This window comes from Bradyrhizobium sp. HKCCYLS20291 (genome assembly GCF_051167715.1).
Taxonomy (GTDB): Bacteria; Pseudomonadota; Alphaproteobacteria; order Rhizobiales; family Xanthobacteraceae; genus Bradyrhizobium.
In genome coordinates this window covers 93,470-113,658 of sequence record NZ_JBNPTO010000016.1, presented here as the reverse complement: position 1 = coordinate 113,658, position 20,189 = coordinate 93,470, and the positions used below count along the sequence as shown (strand labels likewise).

Annotated in this window: 22 protein-coding genes; 11 read left to right on the top strand and 11 right to left on the bottom strand. The window is 66.9% G+C overall.

What is annotated here, in order from left to right; genetic code table 11:
* Positions 1 to 99: 99 nt before the first annotated feature.
* Both groL and groES read right to left on the bottom strand, forming a co-directional pair.
* Positions 100 to 1,743, bottom strand: coding sequence for a chaperonin GroEL (groL, locus tag ACQR07_RS28680; protein WP_434905443.1), 1,644 nt, complete (start codon positions 1,741 to 1,743; stop codon positions 100 to 102).
* 121 nt (positions 1,744 to 1,864) lie between these two features.
* On the bottom strand, positions 1,865 to 2,161 hold the full coding sequence (gene groES, locus ACQR07_RS28675; protein ID WP_008961387.1) for a co-chaperone GroES: 297 nt from the start codon (positions 2,159 to 2,161) through the stop codon (positions 1,865 to 1,867).
* Between the two features lie 328 nt (positions 2,162 to 2,489).
* Here groES and ACQR07_RS28670 point away from each other — a divergent pair, with 328 nt between their 5' ends.
* A complete protein-coding gene (locus tag ACQR07_RS28670) occupies positions 2,490 to 2,999 on the top strand; it encodes a hypothetical protein (protein WP_434905442.1) in 510 nt (169 codons plus the stop codon).
* 108 nt (positions 3,000 to 3,107) lie between these two features.
* Here ACQR07_RS28670 and ACQR07_RS28665 read toward each other — a convergent pair whose 3' ends face one another.
* The gene (locus ACQR07_RS28665) at positions 3,108 to 3,896 is read right to left on the bottom strand and encodes a protein phosphatase CheZ (RefSeq protein WP_434905441.1); all 789 of its coding nucleotides are present in this window, start codon (positions 3,894 to 3,896) and stop codon (positions 3,108 to 3,110) included.
* A 306-nt stretch (positions 3,897 to 4,202) separates the two neighbouring features.
* Here ACQR07_RS28665 and ACQR07_RS28660 point away from each other — a divergent pair, with 306 nt between their 5' ends.
* On the top strand, positions 4,203 to 5,018 hold the full coding sequence (locus ACQR07_RS28660) for a L,D-transpeptidase family protein (RefSeq protein ID WP_434905440.1): 816 nt from the start codon (positions 4,203 to 4,205) through the stop codon (positions 5,016 to 5,018).
* A 106-nt stretch (positions 5,019 to 5,124) separates the two neighbouring features.
* Here the strand turns inward: ACQR07_RS28660 and ACQR07_RS28655 are convergent, their stop codons facing one another.
* The 6 genes from ACQR07_RS28655 to ACQR07_RS28630 all read right to left on the bottom strand — a co-directional run bounded on the left by ACQR07_RS28655 (position 5,125) and on the right by ACQR07_RS28630 (position 11,079).
* The gene (locus ACQR07_RS28655) at positions 5,125 to 5,913 is read right to left on the bottom strand and encodes a DUF2076 domain-containing protein (RefSeq protein ID WP_434905439.1); all 789 of its coding nucleotides are present in this window, start codon (positions 5,911 to 5,913) and stop codon (positions 5,125 to 5,127) included.
* Between the two features lie 205 nt (positions 5,914 to 6,118).
* Complete coding sequence (locus ACQR07_RS28650) at positions 6,119 to 6,961, bottom strand: ChbG/HpnK family deacetylase (RefSeq protein ID WP_434905438.1); 843 nt, start codon at positions 6,959 to 6,961, stop codon at positions 6,119 to 6,121.
* Entirely contained in the window at positions 6,958 to 7,995 is a 1,038-nt protein-coding gene (locus tag ACQR07_RS28645; RefSeq protein ID WP_434905437.1) for a glycosyltransferase family 2 protein, read from the bottom strand. Before ACQR07_RS28645 ends, ACQR07_RS28650 begins: the two co-directional genes overlap by 4 nt.
* Before the next feature lie 71 nt (positions 7,996 to 8,066).
* A complete protein-coding gene (hisG, locus tag ACQR07_RS28640; protein ID WP_434905436.1) occupies positions 8,067 to 9,044 on the bottom strand; it encodes an ATP phosphoribosyltransferase in 978 nt (325 codons plus the stop codon).
* A complete protein-coding gene (locus ACQR07_RS28635; RefSeq protein WP_434905435.1) occupies positions 9,041 to 10,201 on the bottom strand; it encodes an ATP phosphoribosyltransferase regulatory subunit in 1,161 nt (386 codons plus the stop codon). The genes hisG and ACQR07_RS28635 overlap by 4 nt, the downstream gene beginning before the upstream one ends.
* Positions 10,202 to 10,323: 122 nt before the next feature.
* On the bottom strand, positions 10,324 to 11,079 hold the full coding sequence (locus tag ACQR07_RS28630) for a 16S rRNA (uracil(1498)-N(3))-methyltransferase (RefSeq protein ID WP_434905434.1): 756 nt from the start codon (positions 11,077 to 11,079) through the stop codon (positions 10,324 to 10,326).
* Between the two features lie 107 nt (positions 11,080 to 11,186).
* Between ACQR07_RS28630 and ACQR07_RS28625 the strand changes: the two genes are divergently transcribed.
* The 3 genes from ACQR07_RS28625 to ubiA all read left to right on the top strand — a co-directional run bounded on the left by ACQR07_RS28625 (position 11,187) and on the right by ubiA (position 13,563).
* The gene (locus ACQR07_RS28625) at positions 11,187 to 11,720 is read left to right on the top strand and encodes a hypothetical protein (protein ID WP_434905433.1); all 534 of its coding nucleotides are present in this window, start codon (positions 11,187 to 11,189) and stop codon (positions 11,718 to 11,720) included.
* Between the two features lie 245 nt (positions 11,721 to 11,965).
* Complete coding sequence (locus ACQR07_RS28620; protein WP_434905432.1) at positions 11,966 to 12,634, top strand: hypothetical protein; 669 nt, start codon at positions 11,966 to 11,968, stop codon at positions 12,632 to 12,634.
* Entirely contained in the window at positions 12,631 to 13,563 is a 933-nt protein-coding gene (ubiA, locus tag ACQR07_RS28615; RefSeq protein ID WP_434905431.1) for a 4-hydroxybenzoate octaprenyltransferase, read from the top strand. The genes ACQR07_RS28620 and ubiA overlap by 4 nt, the downstream gene beginning before the upstream one ends.
* On the opposite strand, the gene ACQR07_RS28610 is transcribed toward ubiA, so the two are convergent.
* A complete protein-coding gene (locus ACQR07_RS28610; protein WP_434905430.1) occupies positions 13,564 to 14,088 on the bottom strand; it encodes a DUF6101 family protein in 525 nt (174 codons plus the stop codon).
* A gap of 297 nt (positions 14,089 to 14,385) precedes the next feature.
* Here ACQR07_RS28610 and ACQR07_RS28605 point away from each other — a divergent pair, with 297 nt between their 5' ends.
* The 6 genes from ACQR07_RS28605 to lpxK are packed head-to-tail and all read left to right on the top strand — an operon-like array spanning position 14,386 to position 19,937.
* Positions 14,386 to 15,780, top strand: coding sequence for a TldD/PmbA family protein (locus ACQR07_RS28605; RefSeq protein ID WP_434905429.1), 1,395 nt, complete (start codon positions 14,386 to 14,388; stop codon positions 15,778 to 15,780).
* Positions 15,767 to 16,585 carry a 3'(2'),5'-bisphosphate nucleotidase CysQ gene (locus ACQR07_RS28600; protein ID WP_434905428.1) on the top strand — a complete coding sequence of 273 codons (819 nt, stop codon included), beginning with the start codon at positions 15,767 to 15,769 and terminating at the stop codon, positions 16,583 to 16,585. Before ACQR07_RS28605 ends, ACQR07_RS28600 begins: the two co-directional genes overlap by 14 nt.
* Positions 16,586 to 16,642: 57 nt before the next feature.
* On the top strand, positions 16,643 to 16,882 hold the full coding sequence (locus tag ACQR07_RS28595; RefSeq protein ID WP_434905427.1) for a DUF4170 domain-containing protein: 240 nt from the start codon (positions 16,643 to 16,645) through the stop codon (positions 16,880 to 16,882).
* 17 nt (positions 16,883 to 16,899) lie between these two features.
* Complete coding sequence (locus tag ACQR07_RS28590) at positions 16,900 to 17,637, top strand: lysophospholipid acyltransferase family protein (protein WP_434905426.1); 738 nt, start codon at positions 16,900 to 16,902, stop codon at positions 17,635 to 17,637.
* On the top strand, positions 17,576 to 18,937 hold the full coding sequence (locus ACQR07_RS28585) for a 3-deoxy-D-manno-octulosonic acid transferase (RefSeq protein ID WP_434905425.1): 1,362 nt from the start codon (positions 17,576 to 17,578) through the stop codon (positions 18,935 to 18,937). The genes ACQR07_RS28590 and ACQR07_RS28585 overlap by 62 nt, the downstream gene beginning before the upstream one ends.
* Positions 18,930 to 19,937 (top strand): tetraacyldisaccharide 4'-kinase, encoded by a 1,008-nt coding sequence (lpxK, locus tag ACQR07_RS28580; protein WP_434905424.1) that lies wholly within the window; start codon positions 18,930 to 18,932, stop codon positions 19,935 to 19,937. Before ACQR07_RS28585 ends, lpxK begins: the two co-directional genes overlap by 8 nt.
* Here the strand turns inward: lpxK and ACQR07_RS28575 are convergent.
* The gene (locus ACQR07_RS28575) at positions 19,934 to 20,161 is read right to left on the bottom strand and encodes a DUF2093 domain-containing protein (RefSeq protein ID WP_434905423.1); all 228 of its coding nucleotides are present in this window, start codon (positions 20,159 to 20,161) and stop codon (positions 19,934 to 19,936) included. The genes lpxK and ACQR07_RS28575 overlap by 4 nt on opposite strands.
* Positions 20,162 to 20,189: the final 28 nt, after the last annotated feature.

The window sequence follows — 20,189 nt, the reverse complement described above, 5'->3', positions numbered from 1 at the left end:
ATCGCTGCATCCCCGGTGCGAACGCTCGGTCAAAAAGAAGGCCGCCCGGAGGCGGCCTTCCTGAAGTGTTGGTGATGAAAGGCAGGGCTTGGAACTGGCTCAGAAGCCCATGCCGCCCATGCCACCCATGCCGCCGCCGGCCGGCATCGACGGAGCTGCGTCCTTCGGCAGCTCGGCGACCATGGCCTCGGTGGTGACCAGGAGACCGGCGACCGACGAGGCGTCCTGCAGCGCGGTGCGGACGACCTTGGCGGGGTCGATGATGCCCTTGGCGACCATGTCGACATAGTCCTCGGTCTGGGCGTCGAAGCCGAAGGTCTCGGACTTCTCGTCCAGGATCTTGCCGACCACGATCGAGCCCTCGACGCCAGCGTTCTCGGAGATCTGGCGGATCGGAGCCTCGAGCGCCTTCAGCACGATGTTGATGCCGGCCTGGACGTCCGAGTTGGCGTTGGTGATGCGGCCGACCGCCTTCTTGGCGCGCAGCAGGGCGACGCCGCCGCCGGGGACGATGCCTTCCTGCACCGCGGCGCGGGTCGCGTTGAGGGCGTCCTCGACACGGTCCTTCTTTTCCTTGACCTCGATCTCGGTCGCGCCGCCGACGCGGATCACCGCGACGCCGCCGGCGAGCTTGGCCAGCCGCTCCTGCAGCTTCTCACGGTCGTAGTCCGAGGTGGTCTCCTCGATCTGCGCCTTGATCTGGCCGACGCGCGCCTCGATGTCGGCCTTCTTGCCGGCACCGTTGACGATCGTGGTGTTCTCCTTGTCGATCACGACCTTCTTGGCGCGGCCGAGCATCTTCACCGTGACGTTCTCGAGCTTCATGCCGAGGTCGTCCGAGATCAGCTGACCACCGGTCAGGATCGCGATGTCCTCAAGCATGGCCTTGCGGCGGTCACCGAAGCCCGGCGCCTTGACGGCGGCGACCTTGAGGCCGCCACGCAGGCGGTTGACGACCAGGGTCGCCAGCGCTTCGCCTTCGACGTCCTCGGCGATGATCAGGAGCGGACGGCCCGACTGCACCACCGCTTCGAGCACCGGCAGCATGGCCTGCAGGCCCGACAGCTTCTTCTCGTGCAGCAGCACGTAGACGTCGTCGAGCTCGGCGGTCATCTTCTCGGCATTGGTAACGAAGTACGGCGACAGATAGCCGCGATCGAACTTCATGCCCTCGACGATGTCGACCTCGGTCTCGAGCGACTTGTTCTCCTCGACCGTGATGACACCCTCGTTGCCGACCTTCTGCATCGCCTGGGCGATCATCTTGCCGATCGCGGCGTCGCCGTTGGCGGAGATGGTGCCGACCTGGGCAACCTCGGAGGACGCAGCGACCGGCTTGGCGCGCTTCTCGATGTCCTTGATGACCGCGGCGACGGCGATATCGATGCCGCGCTTGAGGTCCATCGGGTTCATGCCGGCGGCAACCGCCTTGGCGCCCTCGCGGACGATGGCCTGGGCCAGCACGGTCGCGGTGGTGGTGCCGTCACCGGCGGTGTCGTTGGTCTTCGAGGCGACCTCGCGCAGCATCTGCGCGCCCATGTTCTCGAACTTGTCCTCGAGCTCGATCTCCTTGGCGACGGTGACGCCGTCCTTGGTGATGCGCGGAGCGCCGAAGCTCTTCTCGATGACGACGTTGCGGCCCTTCGGGCCGAGCGTCACCTTGACGGCGTTGGCGAGAATGTCGACGCCGCGCAGCATGCGGTCGCGCGCGTCGCCAGCGAATTTGACGTCCTTGGCTGCCATTTAAATCTCTCCTGGAGTGGACCTCGACGGCCAGCGGCGTGATCGCCTGCCTGTCGCCTGAACGAGGTTGAAAGCGCTAGTCGCCAGGGGCGGCAGGGAGGCCGCCCCTCGGCGGGTCGGATCAGGCGACGACGCCCATGATGTCGGACTCCTTCATGATGAGGAGTTCCTCGCCGTCCAGCTTCACCTCGGTGCCCGACCACTTGCCGAACAGCACGCGGTCGCCGACCTTGACGTCGATCGGGATCAGCTTGCCGCTCTCGTCGCGGCCGCCCGGGCCGACGGCGACGACTTCGCCCTGCGAGGGCTTTTCCTTGGCGCTGTCGGGGATGATGATGCCGCCCTTGGTCTTCTCTTCGGCGTCGATGCGCTTAACCACGACGCGATCATGCAGGGGACGAAACTTCGATTTGGCCATGACGGATCCCTTTTGGGGTGCTTCAATAACGGTTGCTGGCGGAGGAATTTCTGATTGCGGCCACATTTGGCGCCAACGTGGCACCAACTGACTCGCGGCTTTAGCAATCGTGCCCTCCGAGTGCTAAAGACCGTTCCGGGAAATATGGCTTGCCGCTGATCCTGTCAAGCAAGGCAGTCAAGCCGTTCATGTGGCTGTTAGGGGATGTCGTGCGAAGCCAGACATGTTAGTGGAGCGGCGTCGTCCCTCCGACGTCGTTGCTCTTGCGCGCGTTTTGCGCTTGGTTGCCGGACGGGACAACCATGATCTTGTTCCTTAAGGGGATGCCATGACGAGTTCACGGTGCGCGCGGCCGATCGCCAATCTGGGTATCGTGTCGGCGCTCACATTGTTCCTGGGCGCGTGCGGAGGCGGCTTCAACATGTCGCCGACGAGCCAGCAGCCGCAGGAGATGGCGGTCGAGCCCGAGCGGCCGGCGACCATCCGCCCGGACGAAATCGTCGGCAAATGGGGCCTAGCCTCCTATCAGAACCCGAACGATCGCGCGCGCACCGAGAAAATGGCGCTGGCGCAATGCAAGCAGCCGTACACGATCGGCCCCGGAACCGCCGGCGGTGTCGTGATGCATCTGGCCGACCAGGCGACGCCACAGGAGCTGCGCCTGAAGGGCTCGGCCAGCGGCAAGAACTTCATTGGACCTGAAGGTCCTCCCGGCGGCGAGCAGGATCGCGAGGTCGTCTCGTTCGACGGCCGCGTGCTGATTACCCGGTTCATCGACAAGGATGCCGGAACGCGTTACGGCAACATGGTTTACGTGCGCTGCGGGCCGCGGGCCTGACGTCGCGCCGGAATACCGCTATCTCGAACGACAAACGCCGGCGGAAACGCCGGCGTTTCGTTTTGAGTCCGCACCTGCTGGAGCCGTCGCCCAAGCAGGCCGGCTCGATCAGTTGAACATCGCGTCGATGTCGTCCTGGGAGGCGTGGCCAGCTTCGTCCGCCGCCTTCGGGCCGTTCAGCAGCCTCGCGTCGCCCTCGCGGGTGTCGACGATCGGCGGCACATGCGCCTTGATGGCGTCGACGCCGCCCCAGATGTCCATCATCACCACGATGTGGTGTTCGATGAACTTCATGGTCGTCATGACCTTGTTGATGCGCTGGCCGGTCAGGTCCTGGAAGTTGCAGGCCTCGAAGATCGAGACGACGCGCTCCTGGATGTCCTCGCTGAGGATCTTCTGCTGGTCGGCCGAGTCCACCTTGGCCATCGCGCTGGCAGCCTGGTCGATCGCCTCGGCGGCCTCGAGGATCTGCTGGGTCGCCTGCTCGGTACCGCCGACGACGGCGCCGAGCTCGCCGTTGACCTTGGCCATCTCCTCGCCGTTGAAGCTCTTGGCATGGAGCGTCGCGATCTCGCCCTTGGTGCGGTTGATCGCGTCGTGGATCAGGTCCAGCTCGACCTTGAGCTTCTCGCATTGCTCGATCTGGGCGCGATAGGTCTCGAGCAGCGCACGCGCCTCGGCGACTTCCTTGGCGGCCGATTCCTGGATGGCGGCATTTGCCGTGTTGCTACCACCGCCACCGCCCCCGCGCATGGCGTTGGCCATCTGAGCCCGGATCGCCCGGAGCTCGTCCATGATTTCCTTGTGGTTGGGGCCGATCTCGCCGCCGACGAAGTCGGGCTCCGGCATATGGCCGACGATGGCTTCTTCGATACGGAAACGCTTGCGAACCGGCATGAGAGTATCCCTGACCTTTTACTCAAGCTACTTCTACTCGGATGCTATTTAACATCGCGTTCACGCCAGGAACCGCGATCCGCAACGCCTGCGTGCGCGTGCATCAACGATTAACCATGCGCCTGCCGCCTTCACGCAAAATAAACGCTAGCGATCAATTCCGCGGCGCTCTGCAGCAATGGTGAATCCCGGCGCCGTTCTCGTTTACCAAAGCGATCGAGTTTTGCTCTTTATTGACGATACGCGAGCCGCCTGGTGGCGTCGTGCGACGAACAGTCTCCAGACGAAACAGTACAGAGTACGTCGATGTTCAAATCATTCTCCACAGCGCTGCTGGCCGGCGCATGCATCTTCCATGCAGGTCTGGATCGGGCTGCGGCCCAAGGATATGCCCAAGGATCGGCCCAGGGGTTTCAGCAGCCGACCGTGATCTACAGCGGTCCGCCGCAACAGAGCGCGCCGGTGCGCACGGCCTATGTCGAACGATCGCGGATGGGCGGCGGCTTCATCGAATTCCTGTTCGGCGATCCGCAGGGCGGCCGCGGCGCGCCGCCGTCGGGACAGCCGATGTACCAGCAGCAGCCGTCCACCTATGAGCCGCAGCGTCCGGGACTTCCCGGGTCGGCGCCGCAGCCGCAGCCGGACGAGCAGGCTTACGAGCAGACGCAGCGTCCGCTCGATCCGAAATACGAGAAACAGATCGTTGACTATGACGGCAGAGAAAGGGCCGGCACCATCGTCATCGATACGCCCAACAAGTTCCTGTATCTCGTGCAGGGCGAGGGCAGGGCGTTGCGCTACGGCATCGGTGTCGGCCGTCCGGGCTTCACCTGGTCGGGCGTGAAGACAATCTCGGCCAAGCGCGAATGGCCCGACTGGACGCCGCCGCCGGAGATGCTGGCGCGCCGTCCGGATCTGCCGCGCCACATGGAGGGCGGGCCGGAAAACCCGCTCGGCGCCCGCGCGATGTATCTCGGCTCCTCGCTCTATCGCATCCACGGATCCAACGAGCCGTGGACGATCGGGACCAACGTGTCGTCGGGCTGCATCAGGATGCGCAACGAGGACGTCATCGATCTCTACAGCCGGGTGAACGTCGGGACGCGCGTGATCGTGCTCTGACGGGCAACGGTCCAGATGACCACCAGATTGAAGCGATGATTATGCAAGACGGCCGCCCGAATGGGCGGCCGTCTGATGTCGGATAGGCGCTTACGACGATTGTGCGTCAGGCGTAGTCGCTGCCGCCGTCGTCATCGTTGCCGCCGTCGGAATCAAAATCCGCCGGGTCGCCGTCATTGTCGCTGTCGTCATAGGAGGCCTGGTCGAACAGCCCGGCGCGGCCGCCGCCGTCGCCGGAGCGGCCGATGTCGTCGAGCCCGGCATCGCGCGCCAACGAGCCGCCGGACTGATCGCTCCACGGGCTGCCGCCGCCGCCACGCTCCTCGATGATGGTGGTGTCGCCGAAAGCCTGGTGCGAGCCGCCGCCCATCATCGACCGGATCCCGCCGAGCAGCAGCGAGCCGCCGACCATGCCGGCCGCCGCGGCTGCCGCCGTTCCGAGGAACGAGCCGCCGCCTCCGCCGAACATGCCGCCGCGCGGCTGGCCGAAGCCGCCCTGGTCATACGGACCAGGTTGAGGGCCGGGCTGGTTCTGGTAGGCCGGCGGCATCGCCTGGCCGCTGTTCCAGACCGGACGGCTGGCGGGCGGCGGGACGTTGGGAACCGAGCCGCGGCTGCTGCCTGACCCGAAGATGCTGTCACGCATCGAATCGAGGAAGCCGCCGGACTGGGCCTGCGGGGCCTGGGCGTGCTGGAGCTCCTCGATGCGGGCATTGGCGCGCCTCAGAGCCTCGTCCTGCACTAGCACCGTCTGGACCAGCGCATAGACGGCATTGGGGGCCCGCTGCAGCGCCTGCGAGATCGTAGTGGCGGCCTCCGGATCACGTGGCGCACTCTCCAACCTGGCGAGCCGGTCGAACAGATCGTCGATGAGTTGGCGTTCTTGCGGTGTCATGTGGTTCTCCTGCTGCCTGCCGGTTCCGGCGAAGCGCGGCCAAGACGTAGGGATACTTTGTGGTCGGGCCAGTCGGGCCGCGGATTAAATTTCCGTATGCGACAAAGCGTCGTCGGACGTGCGGCAATCGCGACGTCCATGCCGGGGTCGATTTGCAGATGAAACGCCGGCCGGGGGCATTTTGTTCGTTGCCGGCAGGAGCCGTTCAGGCCAGCGTCACCCGGCGGCGGTCGAGCAGGCCGGGAAAGTGCTCGCCGGCGAGATAAGCGTGCTCATGCTCGCGCTGCACCGTCAGAGGGTCGAGCTCGACCAGGACGTCGTCGACGAAGCCGGGATGGCACATCACGAGACCGTTCTCGGGCAGCTCGTTCAGGAAGCCGTCCATCAGGGCCCCGAAATCCGCCGTCTTGGTGAAGTCGTAGGCGCCGGCGAAAGCGGGGTTGAAGGCGATCCCGGCGCGCGCCGCATGACGGCGGAATTGCGAGCTCAGCGCATCGAGCAGCAGCGCCTTCGGCGCCGACAGCCGCTGCCGCAGCGGCAGATTGCGGCCGCCCTGGCGGACCCAGGCGGAGGGCGCAGTTTCCTTCACCGCGGCAAGGAAGCCCTCGCGCACCTGCGGATAGAGCTGCGCGTGCTGGTGGCCGTCGACGAAATCGGGCGCGCGGCCGAACAACTCGCCGAACGCTGCCAGCTGGACCTGCACCTCGGCACGAATCATTTCGGGATCGAGCCGCCGCGTCAGCCCGGCGCGCAGCAGCTTGGGAAACGGCAGGAACATGCCGCCTTCGGCGGGGCGAAAGTGCATCGTCAGTGGCCGGAACGGCGCCGTCAGCGTCACGTGCAGGCCGATGGCGCAGCGCGGACTGTCGGCGGCGACCTTGGTGAGCTCGGCGACCTCGTCACGGCCGATCGCCGCGCCCACCGTCATCACCGACGTCGCGTTCAGACGGCCGCGCGCGATCAGATCGCGGATCGCGTTGTTGACCCCGGGACTGATGCCGTAATCATCCGCGCACAGCCAGATGCGCCGGTGCGGCGCCTCGCTCATTCGGCGGCAGTCCTCTCGTCGCTGCGCGCTTCGAGCGCCGCGCGTTTCTCGCTGTGCTCGGCAACGAAGTAGATCGGCCGCGCCTTCAGCTCGGACAGGATCTTGCCGATATACTCGCCCATGATGCCGATCATGATCAGCTGCACGCCGCCGATCGTCATCAGGCCGACCATCAGCGACGGATAGCCGGGCACCGACTTGCCGCTCACGACGGTCTCCCACAGGATGGAGAGGCCGAACAGGAAGGCGGCCGTAGCCAGCAGGATGCCAAGCAGGCTGGCGAAGCGCAGCGGCGCCACCGAGAACGAGGTCAGGCCCTCGATCGACAGGCCGAGCAGGCTCGTCACGTTGAAGGTCGTGACGCCGTGCGCGCGGGCTGCCGGCTCGTAGTCGACGCGGATCTGACGGAAGCCGATCCAGCTCGCCAGGCCCTTGAAGAAGCGGTTGCGCTCGGGCAGCTGGCGTAGCGCGGCGACCGCGCGCGGCGAGAGCAGGCGGAAGTCGCCGGCGTCCTCCGGAATCTTCTGCCGCGCGCCCCAATTGATCAGCGAGTAGAAGCCGTGCACCGCGACGCGGCGCAGGAACGGCTCGTTGTCGCGATGCGCCTTGGCCGTGTAGACGACATCGTAGCCGTCCTTGATCCAGTGCGAGACCAGCTGCTCGACCAGGGCCGGCGGATGCTGGCCGTCGCCATCCATGAACATCACAGCGCCGCGCCGGGCATGGTCGAGGCCGGCCATCAGCGCCGCCTCCTTGCCGAAATTACGCGACAGCGAGACCAGCTGGATGTCGAGCGAATCCGCCTGCAGCGTGCGCGCAACCGCGAGCGTATTGTCGCGGCTGCCGTCGTCGACATAGACGAGCTCGCAAGTGAGGCCGAAGCGCTGCCGCAGGGTGCGTGCGAGATCGTTCAGCCGCGCGTGCAGCGCCGCCAGTCCCGCGCCCTCATTGTAGACGGGGATAACGATCGACAGTCCCTGCGACGCGGCATCGGCCGCGGTCGTGGTCAGGTCGGACACGTCAGTTCCCAGCATCGCTTTCGAGTCCTCGTTCTCATACCAACATATGGTAGCCGCAGCCGCCTGTCGCTACGATGAACGGCGATTTATGATCGCAGGAAGGCCTCGAGACGGGCAAACAGCGGATTCTCGCGGTCGAGCACGTAGTCGAGCGACGCGACGGACACCGTCTCGGCGCCAAGCGTTCGCAAGAAGCTGCCGAGCGCGTAGATCTGCGCCGGCGGGCAGTGCAGGGTCAGCATCCCCGACGACGTTGGACCACCGAACGGCGCCACCACGCCGAAGCGGTTGTGCGCCTCCGTCAGCATTGCTGCGTCGCACCCTTTGAAGCGGGTGCGGACCTCGCGGTATTTGCTGGCGCGGGCGCGCGCATGGATGTGGTCGAGAATGATACGGGCGCTCTCGCGCGGGCCTTCCGACCAGTCGGCATCGCGCGAGGCGACCAGATTGGCCTGGCTGCGCAGGATCACGCCGTCGTCCAGCACCTTCAGCCCGTTGGCAACCAGCGTCGAGCCGGTTGAGGTGATGTCGACGATCAGCTCGGCGGTGCCGACGGCCGGCGCGCCCTCGGTGGCGCCGGCGCTCTCGACGATGCGGTAATCGACGATGCCGTGAGATGCGAAGAAGGCGCGCGTCAGGGTGATGTATTTGGTCGCCACGCGCATGCGCCGATTGTGCTGGGCGCGGAAGCCGGTGGTGACGTCGTCGAGATCGGCCATGGTGCGGACGTCGATCCAGGCCTGCGGCACCGCGACCACGACATTGGCGCCGCCGAAGCCGAGCGAGTCGATCAGGAGCACGCGCTGGTCGGCATCGGCGATGCCCTCGCGCACGAGGTCCTCGCCGGTGACGCCGAGATGGACGGTGCCGCGCGCCAGTTGCGAGACGATTTCACTCGCAGAGAGATAGGCGATCTCGACATTGTCGAGGCCGGAAATCGTGCCGCGATAGTCGCGCGCGCCGCCCGGCTTGGAGAGGTTCAGCCCGGCGCGGCCGAAGAACGCCTCGGCATTCTCCTGCAGGCGTCCCTTGGAAGGGACGGCGAGGACGAGGGGGCCGCTCATGATGCTCTCCCGCGCAGGGTCTTGCCCGCGGCGCTGCTGTTGGCCAGGCCCTCGACCCAGATCGAGAAGCCCACCGCGGGAATAGGCTCCGCCGAGCCGAGCTGGCTCAGCAGCCCGTCATAGCGGCCGCCGGCCACCAGCGGCTCGTCGCCATTGTCCTTGCGATGCAGCTCGAACTCGAACCCGGTGTAGTAGTCGAGGCCGCGCCCGAACGATGTGGCGAAGCGCACTTTCGCGAGGTCGATGCCGCGCCTGGCCATCAATCCAGCGCGCGCGTCGAGCGCGTCGATCGCCGCGGAAATGTCCAGCCTGGCGTCGGCGGCGAGCGCGCGAAGCTGTTTGACAGCCTCCGGCGGCGTGCCGGCGATGAGCAGGAAGCGCTTGATCAGATCGAGCGCGTCGCGCGGCAGGGCGCCGCTCTTCAAGGTGGATTGCTCCAGGAAACGATCGGCGATCTCCGCGACCGTGCGGCCGCCGACCGCGGTCGCGCCGGCGATCGACATCAGGTCGGTGACGAGCGCGAGCGCCGCCTTGCGGTCGGAGCCGGCCAGCGCCGCGAGGACGCCCTCATATTCGTTGCGCGGCGCCACCTCGGCGATCGCCAGCCGCTCGAGGTCCTGCGCCAGCGTGCGCTTGCGGTTGAAGTCCTTGATCAGCCGGCGCCGCCAGACCGGATACAGCTCGAGCGCGTCGATCAGCGCGGTGAACAGCGCGACGTCGCCGGTGCGGATGTCGACCTCGGCGAGGCCCGCCGTTGCCGTCGCCTCGATCGCCAGGGCCAGCATCTCGGCGTCGGCCGCCGGATGATCCTTGCGCCCGAATGATTCGATGCCGGCCTGCTGGAACTCGCTGGGGCGACCGCCGCGGTAACGAAATACGGGGCCGAGATAGCTGAATCCGGCCGGCTGGCCCGCCCGGGATGACGCCAGATAGTCGCGGGCGACGGGAATGGTCAGGTCGGGGCGCAGGCAGAGCTCCTCGCCGCCGGGGTCCGTCGTCAGATACAGGCTCTTGCGGATGTCCTCGCCGGAGAGGTCCAGGAACGGCTCGGCGGGCTGCAGGATCGCCGGCTGGGCGCGTTCATAGCCGGCGTCGGCGAACGACTGCAGCAGCGTGTCCGCCCACGCGGCGGGTCCGGTCGGAGCGGGTCCGGTCATGTCGATGTCGGTTCCAAATGGGGATGCGCGCCGCCCCGGAGGGCAGCGGCAGCCCCCTTAGCATGGCCATTCCACGGTTTCGACTGGCAATGGGCGGGACGCGCCAGAATCGCTGCGGGGTCTTAACGGCCCGGTTCGCGCCAGTCCCCCAGGGTGGCCTGCACCACGGCAAGCGCTGCGACGGCGGCGGTGTCGGCCCGCAGGATGCGCGGTCCGAGCGCCAGCCGGACCACGCGCGGCTGGCGCAGCAGCAGGTCGCGCTCGTCAGCGGAGAAGCCGCCCTCGGGGCCGATCACGATGTCGATGCCGGCGTGTCCGGCCTCGACGCCTCTCAGCGCCTGCAGCGGGTCGGCGACGTCGGCGGCTTCATCGCAGAACACCATCAGCCGCGCCGGCGCGCGCTGGGCCAGAAAGCGCTCCAGCGGCATGGGTTCCCTCACCTCAGCAAGGCTGAGAATGCCGCATTGCTCGGCGGCCTCGATCACATTCGCGCGCATCCGCTCGCCGTTCACGCGGGAGACCTGGGTGTGGCGGGTGAGGATCGGGGCAAGGCACGACACACCCATCTCGACCGCCTTCTGCACCATGTAGTCGAGGCGCGCGTGCTTGAGCGGCGCGAACACATAGGCGATGTCGGCGAGCCGGTCCTGCGGCCGGACCTGGTGCTCGAGAATCAGGATGTCGGGCCGCTTGCGGCCGCCGATCACGCCCCGCCATTCGCCGTCGCGGCCGTTGAAGACGAGCACGTGATCGCCGGCCGCGAGCCGCAGCACGTTGCCGAGATAGTTGCTCTGGTTGCGGTCGAGCGCGACCGGGCTCGCGGCCTGCAGGGGCGCGTCGACGAACAGGCGCGGGGCGTTGAAATCATATTCGGGCATGGTGCGACGAGTGATCAGGGGACGACGAGCGGCGGAACGCACAAGTCGCGCCGCCGACTGCATTGGCGATGGCCGGTTTTGGTCGCGCTGTCGACAGATTTCACCGGTTGACTGCTGTCGACGTGGCGGCCGTCGGTTCGGGCGGGATCCGGGCGGTGCCGGAAACCTTCGCGAGGAGAACAGCCGTGATCGACAACAACAGGACCTGGGCGTGCGCCGCCGTCATCGCGCTGGCGCTCACGGGCGCATGCCTGGCCAATGACAAGGCCGCCGCACCGACTGCCGATCCGGTGTCGCCTCCCGCCGCCGGGACGGCTGCCGGCTTCAGGCCTCCCGAAAGCTGCCTGAAGGAGTTTACGCCGCTTCGCGACGAGACCACCCGCCGCGCCAAGCTGATCAAGGCGGCGAAGGAACGGCGCTTCGGCCCCGGCGAGGCCTGCCAGCTCGTCCACGACTATGAACTGGCTCAGACAAAGATGATCGATTACGCGGTCGCGCACGCCTCGATGTGCGGAATTCCCCCCACGATCACCGATCAGCTAAAGGTCCACCACGAAAACACCCTGGCGCTGATGCGCAAGGTCTGCACGGCGACCCACAACATTGACCGCTCGAATCGCCTGGGTCCGGGGAACGGGTAGAGATGAACAGGCGACGGAACCGCGCAGCAGGCTGCCGGCGCCGTTGCCATCTACTCGCATCAAGGTACGAAGACCGCCCGCGGGGCGCAGCCGCGGGCATTTTGAGGCAACGCTGCGTCCCTGCGCCGCAGAGGTGCCAAATTCCGCGGTTGTGCAGGACGGGCGGGAATCGTAAAAGCCCGTGATCGGATCGTGCTTTCGTCCGGAAGTGTTGATGAATCCCTGGTCTTGCCGGAGAACCAGCCTTGATCGTCCGTCATTCATTCTTGTCGCTCGCCATCGTGATCGGCCTCTCGTCGGGGCCGGTGCTGGCGCAAAGCGCGTTCCCGGCGCTGCCGGGTGAGAGCCGCGGCAACGCCTCCGCCTTTCCGCCGATGGGTGGCTCCGCGCCCACCGCTACCGCCGCGGCGCCAAGCGCCGGCTTTCCAGGTGCCAGCGCTCCGCCGCTCGGCGGCGGCGGTGGCGGTTTCGCGCCGCCGGCGATGGCCGCGCCCGGCGGCGGCGCGGCAGACGCCTGCATGAAAGAGTTCGTGCCGCTGCGTGAGGAGGCCGAGCGCCGCGGTAAGCGGCTTCAAGCCGCGGGCAAGGGAAAAACCACGCCGATTGAGGCCTGCAAGCTGTTCAAGAGCTTCAGCGAGGCCGAGGTCAAGATGATCAAATATGTCGAGGCCAACGCGGCACGCTGCGGCATTCCCGGTCAGATCGGCGATCAGATGAAGACGAACCACAAGGGCACCGAAGGCGTCCAGCAGAAGGTCTGCAACGCCGCCGAGCAGATGCAGAAGGGCGGCGGCCCGGCGGCTCCCAGCCTCAGCGATGTCCTGGGTTCGTCGGCCGCGCTGCCTGAGGCCAATACCGCCAAGAAGGGCGGCTCGGCGTTCGACACCATGACCGGCAACGTGCTCACCCGATGAGCGACACCGCCGTCCGCGTTGCTGACGCGACCGGCAATTGGGTCGACACGCTGGCGCCGGTCTGGAGCCGGCCCTATCTGCGGCTCGCCCGCTACGATCGCCCGATCGGATCCTGGCTGCTGCTGATGCCATGCTGGTGGTCGGCCGCGCTCGCGGCCGGCATCTCGGGACAGCTGTCCATGCTGCCGGCCTGGGTCGCGCTCTATTTCGTCGGCGCCTTTGCCATGCGCGGTGCCGGCTGCACCTGGAACGACATCACCGACCGTGACCTCGACGCCAAGGTGGAGCGCACGCGCTCACGGCCGATTCCGGCCGGGCAGGTCGGCGTCAAGCAGGCGCTGGCTTTCCTGGTGGCACAGGCCCTGGTCGGTCTCGTGGTGCTGCTGCAGTTCAATCGCTTTGCGATCGGCACCGGGATCGCCTCGCTGGTGATCGTTGCGATCTACCCGTTCATGAAGCGCATCACCTGGTGGCCGCAGACGGTGCTCGGGCTCGCCTTCTCCTGGGGCGCGCTGATGGGATTTGCCGTCGCGTTCGGCCGGCTCGACACCACCGCGCTGCTGCTCTACGCCGGCTCGATCTGCTGGGTGATCGCCTACGACACGATCTATGCGCATCAAGACGCCGAGGATGATGCGCTGATCGGCATCAAGTCGACCGCGCGGCTGTTTGCCGAGCGCACACACCTGGCGCTGGTCATTTTCTACGGGCTGGCCGTGGTCTTGATTGGAGCCGCGTTCCTGACGGCTCACGTGCATGTCGCGGCGTGGCTCGGGCTTGGCTGTTTCGCTGCCCATCTCGGCTGGCAGGTCCGCCGGCTGGATATCGCCGATCCCGCGCTGTGCCTGCGCATCTTCAGATCGAACCGCGACGCCGGACTGCTGCTGTTCGCTGCTCTTGTCGTCGATGCCGTGCTGCGCGCAACCTGATCAGTCGCGCGCGATGATCTCGCGCTCACCGCGATAGACCGATGCGGGATTGAGCAATTGGCCGACGCGGCGGCGCATCAGGAAACGCGGCCGGCGTGAACGGATTGCATTGCGCCGGCGGCGGCGCGGCGCGGCGTCGCGCTTGGGCTCTTGAAGCTGGGGCAGCGCAAAGGTCTCGCTCCACATCGCCCAGGTGGCAATGATCTCGTCATGGTCCTCGCTGACGCACAAGGGAATGCTCAGCGAAGGATCGCGGTGAAGCAGGATCAGCATCATCTGCGTGTCGTCGATCTCGCGCAGCGCGATGCCGAGGAAATCGCTGACGCGGAGGTTCAGGGCCATGCGCATGCCGCTGACGGCACGGCGCAGCACCACGCGCTCCCGGTGCAATTCGACCTGCCGGATTCCGCCATCGGCACGGGTGTCGTGCGCGCTGAACGAGACGGGCAGGGAAAGAGGGTCGAGCCGCACTGCGCGGCTCGACCCAGCGGAATTGCTTCCGCCTGTTGCTGTTTGACGCCTCACGGCCTGGTCTCCCCGCCGGGATTATGTGCCCGGTCGATACGTGAGACCTTGCCACGCGCCACGCCCGTATCAGCTTAAGAAGGCTGGTTAATCAGCCCTAACGCATGATCCTCTTACCGTCATGATTGACAATCGCTTGCCCCGCATGATTGACGAGACCTTGCCGATTTGCCGACAATCCAAGGCGCCTCAAATCCAAGGCGCCTCCGCCGTCCTGCTTGAAGTTGGCGTGAGCAGGTCACATTTCGTGTGGATTGAGCCGTCCTGCCGCCACCTGCCATCGATCGGAATCTGTTCGTGACATCCTCCCCCTCAGCTCCTGCTTCATCGACATCCGCCCATTCCGATCTTCTCGATCAATCCGCCCTCACCGCGCTCGCGGAGCGGCTGGTCGAAGCGGCACGCAAGGCGGGAGCCGATGCCGCCGATGCGATCGCAGTGCGCGGCATCTCTCAGGGCGTCGAGGTCCGCGACGGCCGCGTCGAGGAATCCGAGCGCTCGGAAGGCGACGATGTCGGGTTGCGGGTGCTGGTCGGCAAGCGCCAGGCGGTGGTCTCGACCAACGACGTCAGTGGTGACGGCGTGGCACGGCTCGCCGAACGCGCCGTGGCGATGGCGCGCGTGGCGCCCGACGACAACTTCGTCGGCCTCGCCGACCCGGCATTGCTGGCGCGTGAGATTCCCGAGCTCGACCTGCTCGATCCGAACATTCCCGCGACCGCCGAGCTGGAGCGGCGCGCGCAGGAGGCCGAGGCTGCGGCGATGGCCGTGAAGGGCGTCACCAAATCCGGCGGCGCATCGGCCTCGGCCGGCATCGGCGGCATGGTGCTGGTGACCAGCGGCGGCTTCCGTGGTGCCTATCTGCGCTCGAGCCAGAGCATCTCGACCACCGCGATATCAGGCGAAGGCACCGGCATGGAGCGCGATTACGACTACACGGCGGCGCCGCACGGCGCCGATCTGCTGTCGCCCGCGGCGGTCGGGCGCAGCGCCGGCGAGCGCGCGGTGGCGCGCGCCAATCCGCGCAAGGTTGCCACCTGCCAGGTGCCGGTGGTGTTCGATCCGCGCGTGTCGGGCTCGCTGGTCGGCCATCTGGTCGGGGCCATCAACGGCGCATCGATCGCGCGCAAGACGTCCTTTCTGAAGGACAAGCTCGGCGCGCAGCTGTTCGCCAAGGGCATCCGCATCATCGACGATCCGCTGCGGAAGCGCGGCCTGCGCTCGCAGCCGTTCGACGCCGAAGGCGTCAAGGTGAAGCAGACCGCCCTGGTCGATGATGGCGTGTTGACGACGTGGCTGCTGGATTCGGGCACCGCCCGCGAACTCGGCATGGTCACGACCGGCCACGCACATCGCGGCGTTTCTTCGTCGCCCTCGCCGGGTCCCTTCAACCTGCATCTCGAAGCGGGCGTCGTCACCGCCAAGGAGCTCATCTCGGACATCAAGCAGGGCTTCTACGTCACCGACCTGATCGGCTCCGGTGTGAACGGCGTGACCGGCGACTACAGCCGCGGTGCCTCCGGCTTCTGGATCGAGAATGGCGAGATCGGCTATGCGGTCAGCGAGGTGACCATCGCCGGCCACCTGTTCGAGATCTTCAAGTCGATGACCCCCGCGAGCGACCTGGAATTCCGCTATGGCGTCAATGCGCCGACGGTGCGCATCGAAGGATTGACGCTTGGCGGACGCTGAGATCGACAAACCGAGCACGACCGGCCCGGCGGCCGATGCCGGGCTTCTGAAGCAGGCGGTGCGCGAGGCGGGTGAGCTGGCGCATGCGATGTTCGGCACCGAGCTGCGCAAATGGACCAAGGGCGCATCATCGCCGGTGTCCGAAGCCGACATGGCCGTCAACGACCTGCTCGAGCGCCGGTTGAGATCGGCGACGCCCGCCTATGGCTGGCTGTCGGAGGAGAGTGCTGACGATGCCGCCCGGCTCGGCCGGTCGCGGACATGGATCGTCGACCCGATCGACGGCACGCGCTCCTATCTCGGCGGTCGCCACGACTGGTGCGTGAGCGTCGCGCTGGTCGAGGACAATGCGCCGGTGCTGGCCGCGGTCTATGCCCCCGTGACCGGCGAGTTCTTCTTTGCGGCGCTGGGCCAGGGGACCACGCTCAACGAGCAGTCCGTCCGCGCGGCCGAAGGGACGGCGTGGGACTTTTCCCGGGTGGCCGGACCCAAGCCGCTGATCGAACGGCTGGCACCGGATTCGACGGGGCTCGAGCTGCATCCGCGAATCGGCTCGTTGGCGCTACGACTGTGTCGTGTCGCGCACGGTGCGCTCGATGCCGCTTTTGCAGGCGGGCAAAGCCGCGATTGGGATCTTGCGGCGGCGCATCTGATCGTGCAGGAAGCGGGAGGTAAAATGACCGCGTTGTCCGGCGAGACGATCCTCTATAATCGTCCGGAAGTGGTGCACGGGGTGCTGGTGGCAGCGGGCCGCGACCGACATGCTGAGATCGTCGCGCAATACCGCAGATTGCCGCCGGCCTGAACGGTCCCCGATCGCCGCTTCACGTCGCCTGCAAGGCGCTGATTAGGAACGATACCGATGACAGAAAGCGCCTCGCAGCAGCTCCTTCACCTCGTGATCGGCGGCGAGCTGATCAACCTCGAAAAGAACGAGTTCAAGGATCTCGACAAGGTCGATATCGTGGGCGTCTATCCCAACTACGCATCGGCCCACGCCGCTTGGCGGGCCAAGGCGCAGATGACGGTCGACAACGCCCATATGCGCTACTTCATCGTGCACCTGCACCGGCTGCTCGATCCCGCTCACGACGTGAAGTAAGACGTAAAGCGCCCGACTTGAAACATTTCGTCCGCAATATGCTGCGTAGCGGCTGGTTCCAGCGCGCCGTCGGGTTCCTCGCGGCCGAGTACCTGCGCCTGGTGTGGCTCACCAACCGCTTCACCTATGAGCCGCCCGAGGTCTACGACATCGTCGAACCGCAGATGCCGGCGATCTTCGCGTTCTGGCACGGCCAGCATCTGCTGACGCCCTTCATCCGGAACAAGCCGAGCTACCGCGCCAAGGTGCTGATCTCCAGGCATCGCGACGGCGAGTTCAACGCCATCGCGGTCGAGCGGCTCGGCATCGGAACCATCCGTGGGTCCGGGGACCACGGTTCGGCATTCCACCGCAAAGGTGGGGTCGGAGCGTTCAGGGAGATGGTGCAGGCGCTCGAAGACAACTATAACGTGGCATCGACCGCCGATGTGCCGAAGCGCGCGCGGATTGCGGGTCTCGGCATCATCATGCTGGCGCGCGAGTCAGGACGTCCGATCATGCCGTTCGCAATGGTCACGAGCCGCTTCATCCGCCTGAAGAACTGGGACAGCACCACCATCAATTTGCCATTCGGCCGCGGCGCATTGGTGGGGATCAAGGAAATCAGCGTGCCGCGCGATGCCGACGCCGCTGTCATGGAGCAGGCGCGCCTCGACCTCGAGGCGACGCTGAACGAATGCATGCGCCGCGCCTATGAGATCGTCGGCCGTCCCGAGGCCTGTCCGCCACCGATCGCGGGAGCGTCCGGTGCCTAACACGCTCCCGATGGCCCTGCGCGTGTACCGCGGGTTGTCCTCGGCTGCGGTCCCGCTTGCGCCGGCCCTGATCCGGCAGCGGCTCAAGCACGGCAAGGAAGATCCGGAGCGCACCGACGAGCGGCGTGGTCTGAGCCATGACACGCGCCCGCTGGGGCCGCTGGTCTGGATCCACGGCGCGAGCGTGGGCGAGGTGCTGGCGGCGGCGGCGCTGATCGAACGGTTGCGCGCGCTGAACATCCGCATCCTGATCACCTCCGGCACGGTCACGTCGGCCGCGATTGTGGCCAAGCGCTTCCCGCCCGACGTCATCCACCAATACGTGCCGTATGACACGCCGCGCTTCGTGGAGCGGTTTCTCGACCATTGGCGGCCTTCGCTGGGGCTGTTCATCGAATCCGACCTGTGGCCCAACCTGATCCTTGCCGGCGCATCGCGGCGGGTGCCGATGGTCGTGATCAACGGCCGGATGTCGCCGCGCTCGTTTCCACGCTGGCAGCGGATGTCGGCCACGATCTCGGCGCTGCTCGGTCGCTTCGACCTCTGCCTGGCCCAGTCGCAGGCGGATGCCGAGCGGTTTTCGGCGCTGGGCGCCCGGGACGTCATCACCACCGGCAACCTCAAGCTCGATGTGTCCGCCCCGCCGGCCGATGCGGTCAAGCTCGAGCGCCTGATGGCGATGACGCGGGGCCGTCCTGTGATCGTGGCGGCCTCGACGCATCCGGGCGAGGACGAGTTGCTGATCGCGGCTCACAAGGCGCTGTCCGGTTCGTACCCCTCGCTTCTCACTGTCATCGTCCCGCGGCATCCGCATCGCGGTCCTGACGTCGCTGGCCTCGTCGCAAGCGCAGGGCTGCAGGCCGGGTTGCGTTCGCGCGAGGATCAGCCGATGGCTGCGACCGACGTCTATGTCGCCGACACGATGGGCGAGCTCGGGCTGTTCTACCGGCTCGCCTCGGTAGTGTTCATGGGCGGCTCGCTGGTCGAGCATGGCGGCCAGAATCCGATCGAGGCGATCAAGCTCGGCGCAGCCATCGTGCACGGCCCGCACGTCTTCAACTTCGCCGAGGTCTATGAGGCGCTCGACAAGGCGGCCGGGGCGAGGCTTGCCCACGATCAGGAGGCGCTGATCCGGCAGCTCAGGCAATTGCTCGCCGAGCCCGCGGCGATCAAAGCCGTTGCTGATGCAGGCGCCCGCGTGGTCGACCAGCTCGGCGGGGCGCTGGAGCGGACGCTCTCGGCGCTCGAGCCGTATCTCCTGCAGATCAGGCTGGAGATGGGGGCTGCCGGCGATGCGTGAGCCGGCCTTCTGGCATCGGCCTCTCTCCTGGCAATCGCGTCTGCTGTCCCCGCTCTCGATGCTGTACGGCGCGGTAGCCGCACGCCGCATGGCGCAGGGCGGCATCGGTGCCGGCGTGCCGGTGATCTGCGTCGGCAATTTCCACGTTGGCGGTGCCGGCAAGACGCCGACCGTGCTGGCGCTGACCGCCTTGCTGCGCGAGCAGGGCGAGCGTCCGGTCGTGCTGAGCCGCGGCTATGGCGGTCGGCTGCCGGGGCCGGTCCTGGTCGATCCGGCCGCTCACGCGGCGGCCGATGTCGGTGACGAGCCGCTGATGATGGCCGCGCATGTGCCGGTGGTGGTGTCGCGCGCGCGCGCCGATGGTGTCGGGCTCGCGAAGGCGCAGGGCGCCTCGCTCATCCTGATGGACGATGGCTTTCAAAATCCATCGATCACCAAGGATCTGGCGCTGATCGTGATCGATGGCGCACGCGGGCTCGGCAACGAACAGGTGTTTCCCGCCGGGCCGCTGCGGGCGCCATTGCCGCCGCAGCTGGCGCGCACGGATGCGCTGATCATCGTCGGCAGTGGTGACGCCGGCGATGCGGTCGCAGCGCGCGTAGGGGACGCAGGGAAGCCGGTTTTCAGAGCGCGGCTGCAGCCAGACGCGCAGGCCGTGGCCGCCCTCGCGGGACGGCCGCTGCTCGCCTTCGCCGGGATCGGCGATCCCCAGCGCTTCTTCCGGACGCTGCGCGCCAGCGGGCTCGAGGTCAAAGCGGAGCGGGCGTTTCCCGATCATCATCCGTTTTCGAACGATGAGATCGCAGCCCTGGCGGCGCAGGCCGCGCGCGAGGGCTTGACCCTGGTCACGACCGAGAAGGATCTCGCACGGCTACGCCGCGCTCCTTCGGGGCGGCACGAGGCTGCCGTTTCGGCCTTTCCGGTGACGCTGCAATTCGATGATGTGGCGGCGTTGCGCGGCTTCGTCGCGCAACGGCTGTCCGCAGCTCGAACGTCTTAGCCGTTCGTCTTCAGCGCGCCTGGATAGTGCCGCTGCAGCACGGCGCTCGGCACCGCATAGGCCTCCTGGAGGTCGACGCTCCAGTATTTCAGCTCGTCGAGCGGGATGCGCGCATCGGTCACCGCGCAGCGCACATAGCTTCCAGGAGAAATTACGCGGAAATCGCCATCCAGATACTGCACCTGCGCTTCCCCCTGACCCGAGGGACCGAACTTGTTGAGCACGTCCGCGATCTCCACTCCATGCACGCCG

Coding starts and splice junctions, on each gene's coding strand:
- ACQR07_RS28650 (WP_434905438.1), bottom strand. CDS start 6,961: ATGAGCGAGGCGCCGCACCGGCGCATCTGGCTGTGCGCGGATGATTAC.
- hisG (WP_434905436.1), bottom strand. CDS start 9,044: ATGAGCGGCCCCCTCGTCCTCGCCGTCCCTTCCAAGGGACGCCTGCAG.
- ACQR07_RS28635 (WP_434905435.1), bottom strand. CDS start 10,201: ATGACCGGACCCGCTCCGACCGGACCCGCCGCGTGGGCGGACACGCTG.
- ACQR07_RS28670 (WP_434905442.1), top strand. CDS start 2,490: ATGACGAGTTCACGGTGCGCGCGGCCGATCGCCAATCTGGGTATCGTG.
- ACQR07_RS28665 (WP_434905441.1), bottom strand. CDS start 3,896: ATGCCGGTTCGCAAGCGTTTCCGTATCGAAGAAGCCATCGTCGGCCAT.
- ACQR07_RS28585 (WP_434905425.1), top strand. CDS start 17,576: ATGAGATCGTCGGCCGTCCCGAGGCCTGTCCGCCACCGATCGCGGGAG.
- groES (WP_008961387.1), bottom strand. CDS start 2,161: ATGGCCAAATCGAAGTTTCGTCCCCTGCATGATCGCGTCGTGGTTAAG.
- lpxK (WP_434905424.1), top strand. CDS start 18,930: ATGCGTGAGCCGGCCTTCTGGCATCGGCCTCTCTCCTGGCAATCGCGT.
- groL (WP_434905443.1), bottom strand. CDS start 1,743: ATGGCAGCCAAGGACGTCAAATTCGCTGGCGACGCGCGCGACCGCATG.
- ACQR07_RS28595 (WP_434905427.1), top strand. CDS start 16,643: ATGACAGAAAGCGCCTCGCAGCAGCTCCTTCACCTCGTGATCGGCGGC.
- ACQR07_RS28655 (WP_434905439.1), bottom strand. CDS start 5,913: ATGACACCGCAAGAACGCCAACTCATCGACGATCTGTTCGACCGGCTC.
- ubiA (WP_434905431.1), top strand. CDS start 12,631: ATGAGCGACACCGCCGTCCGCGTTGCTGACGCGACCGGCAATTGGGTC.
- ACQR07_RS28645 (WP_434905437.1), bottom strand. CDS start 7,995: ATGCTGGGAACTGACGTGTCCGACCTGACCACGACCGCGGCCGATGCC.
- ACQR07_RS28660 (WP_434905440.1), top strand. CDS start 4,203: ATGTTCAAATCATTCTCCACAGCGCTGCTGGCCGGCGCATGCATCTTC.
- ACQR07_RS28630 (WP_434905434.1), bottom strand. CDS start 11,079: ATGCCCGAATATGATTTCAACGCCCCGCGCCTGTTCGTCGACGCGCCC.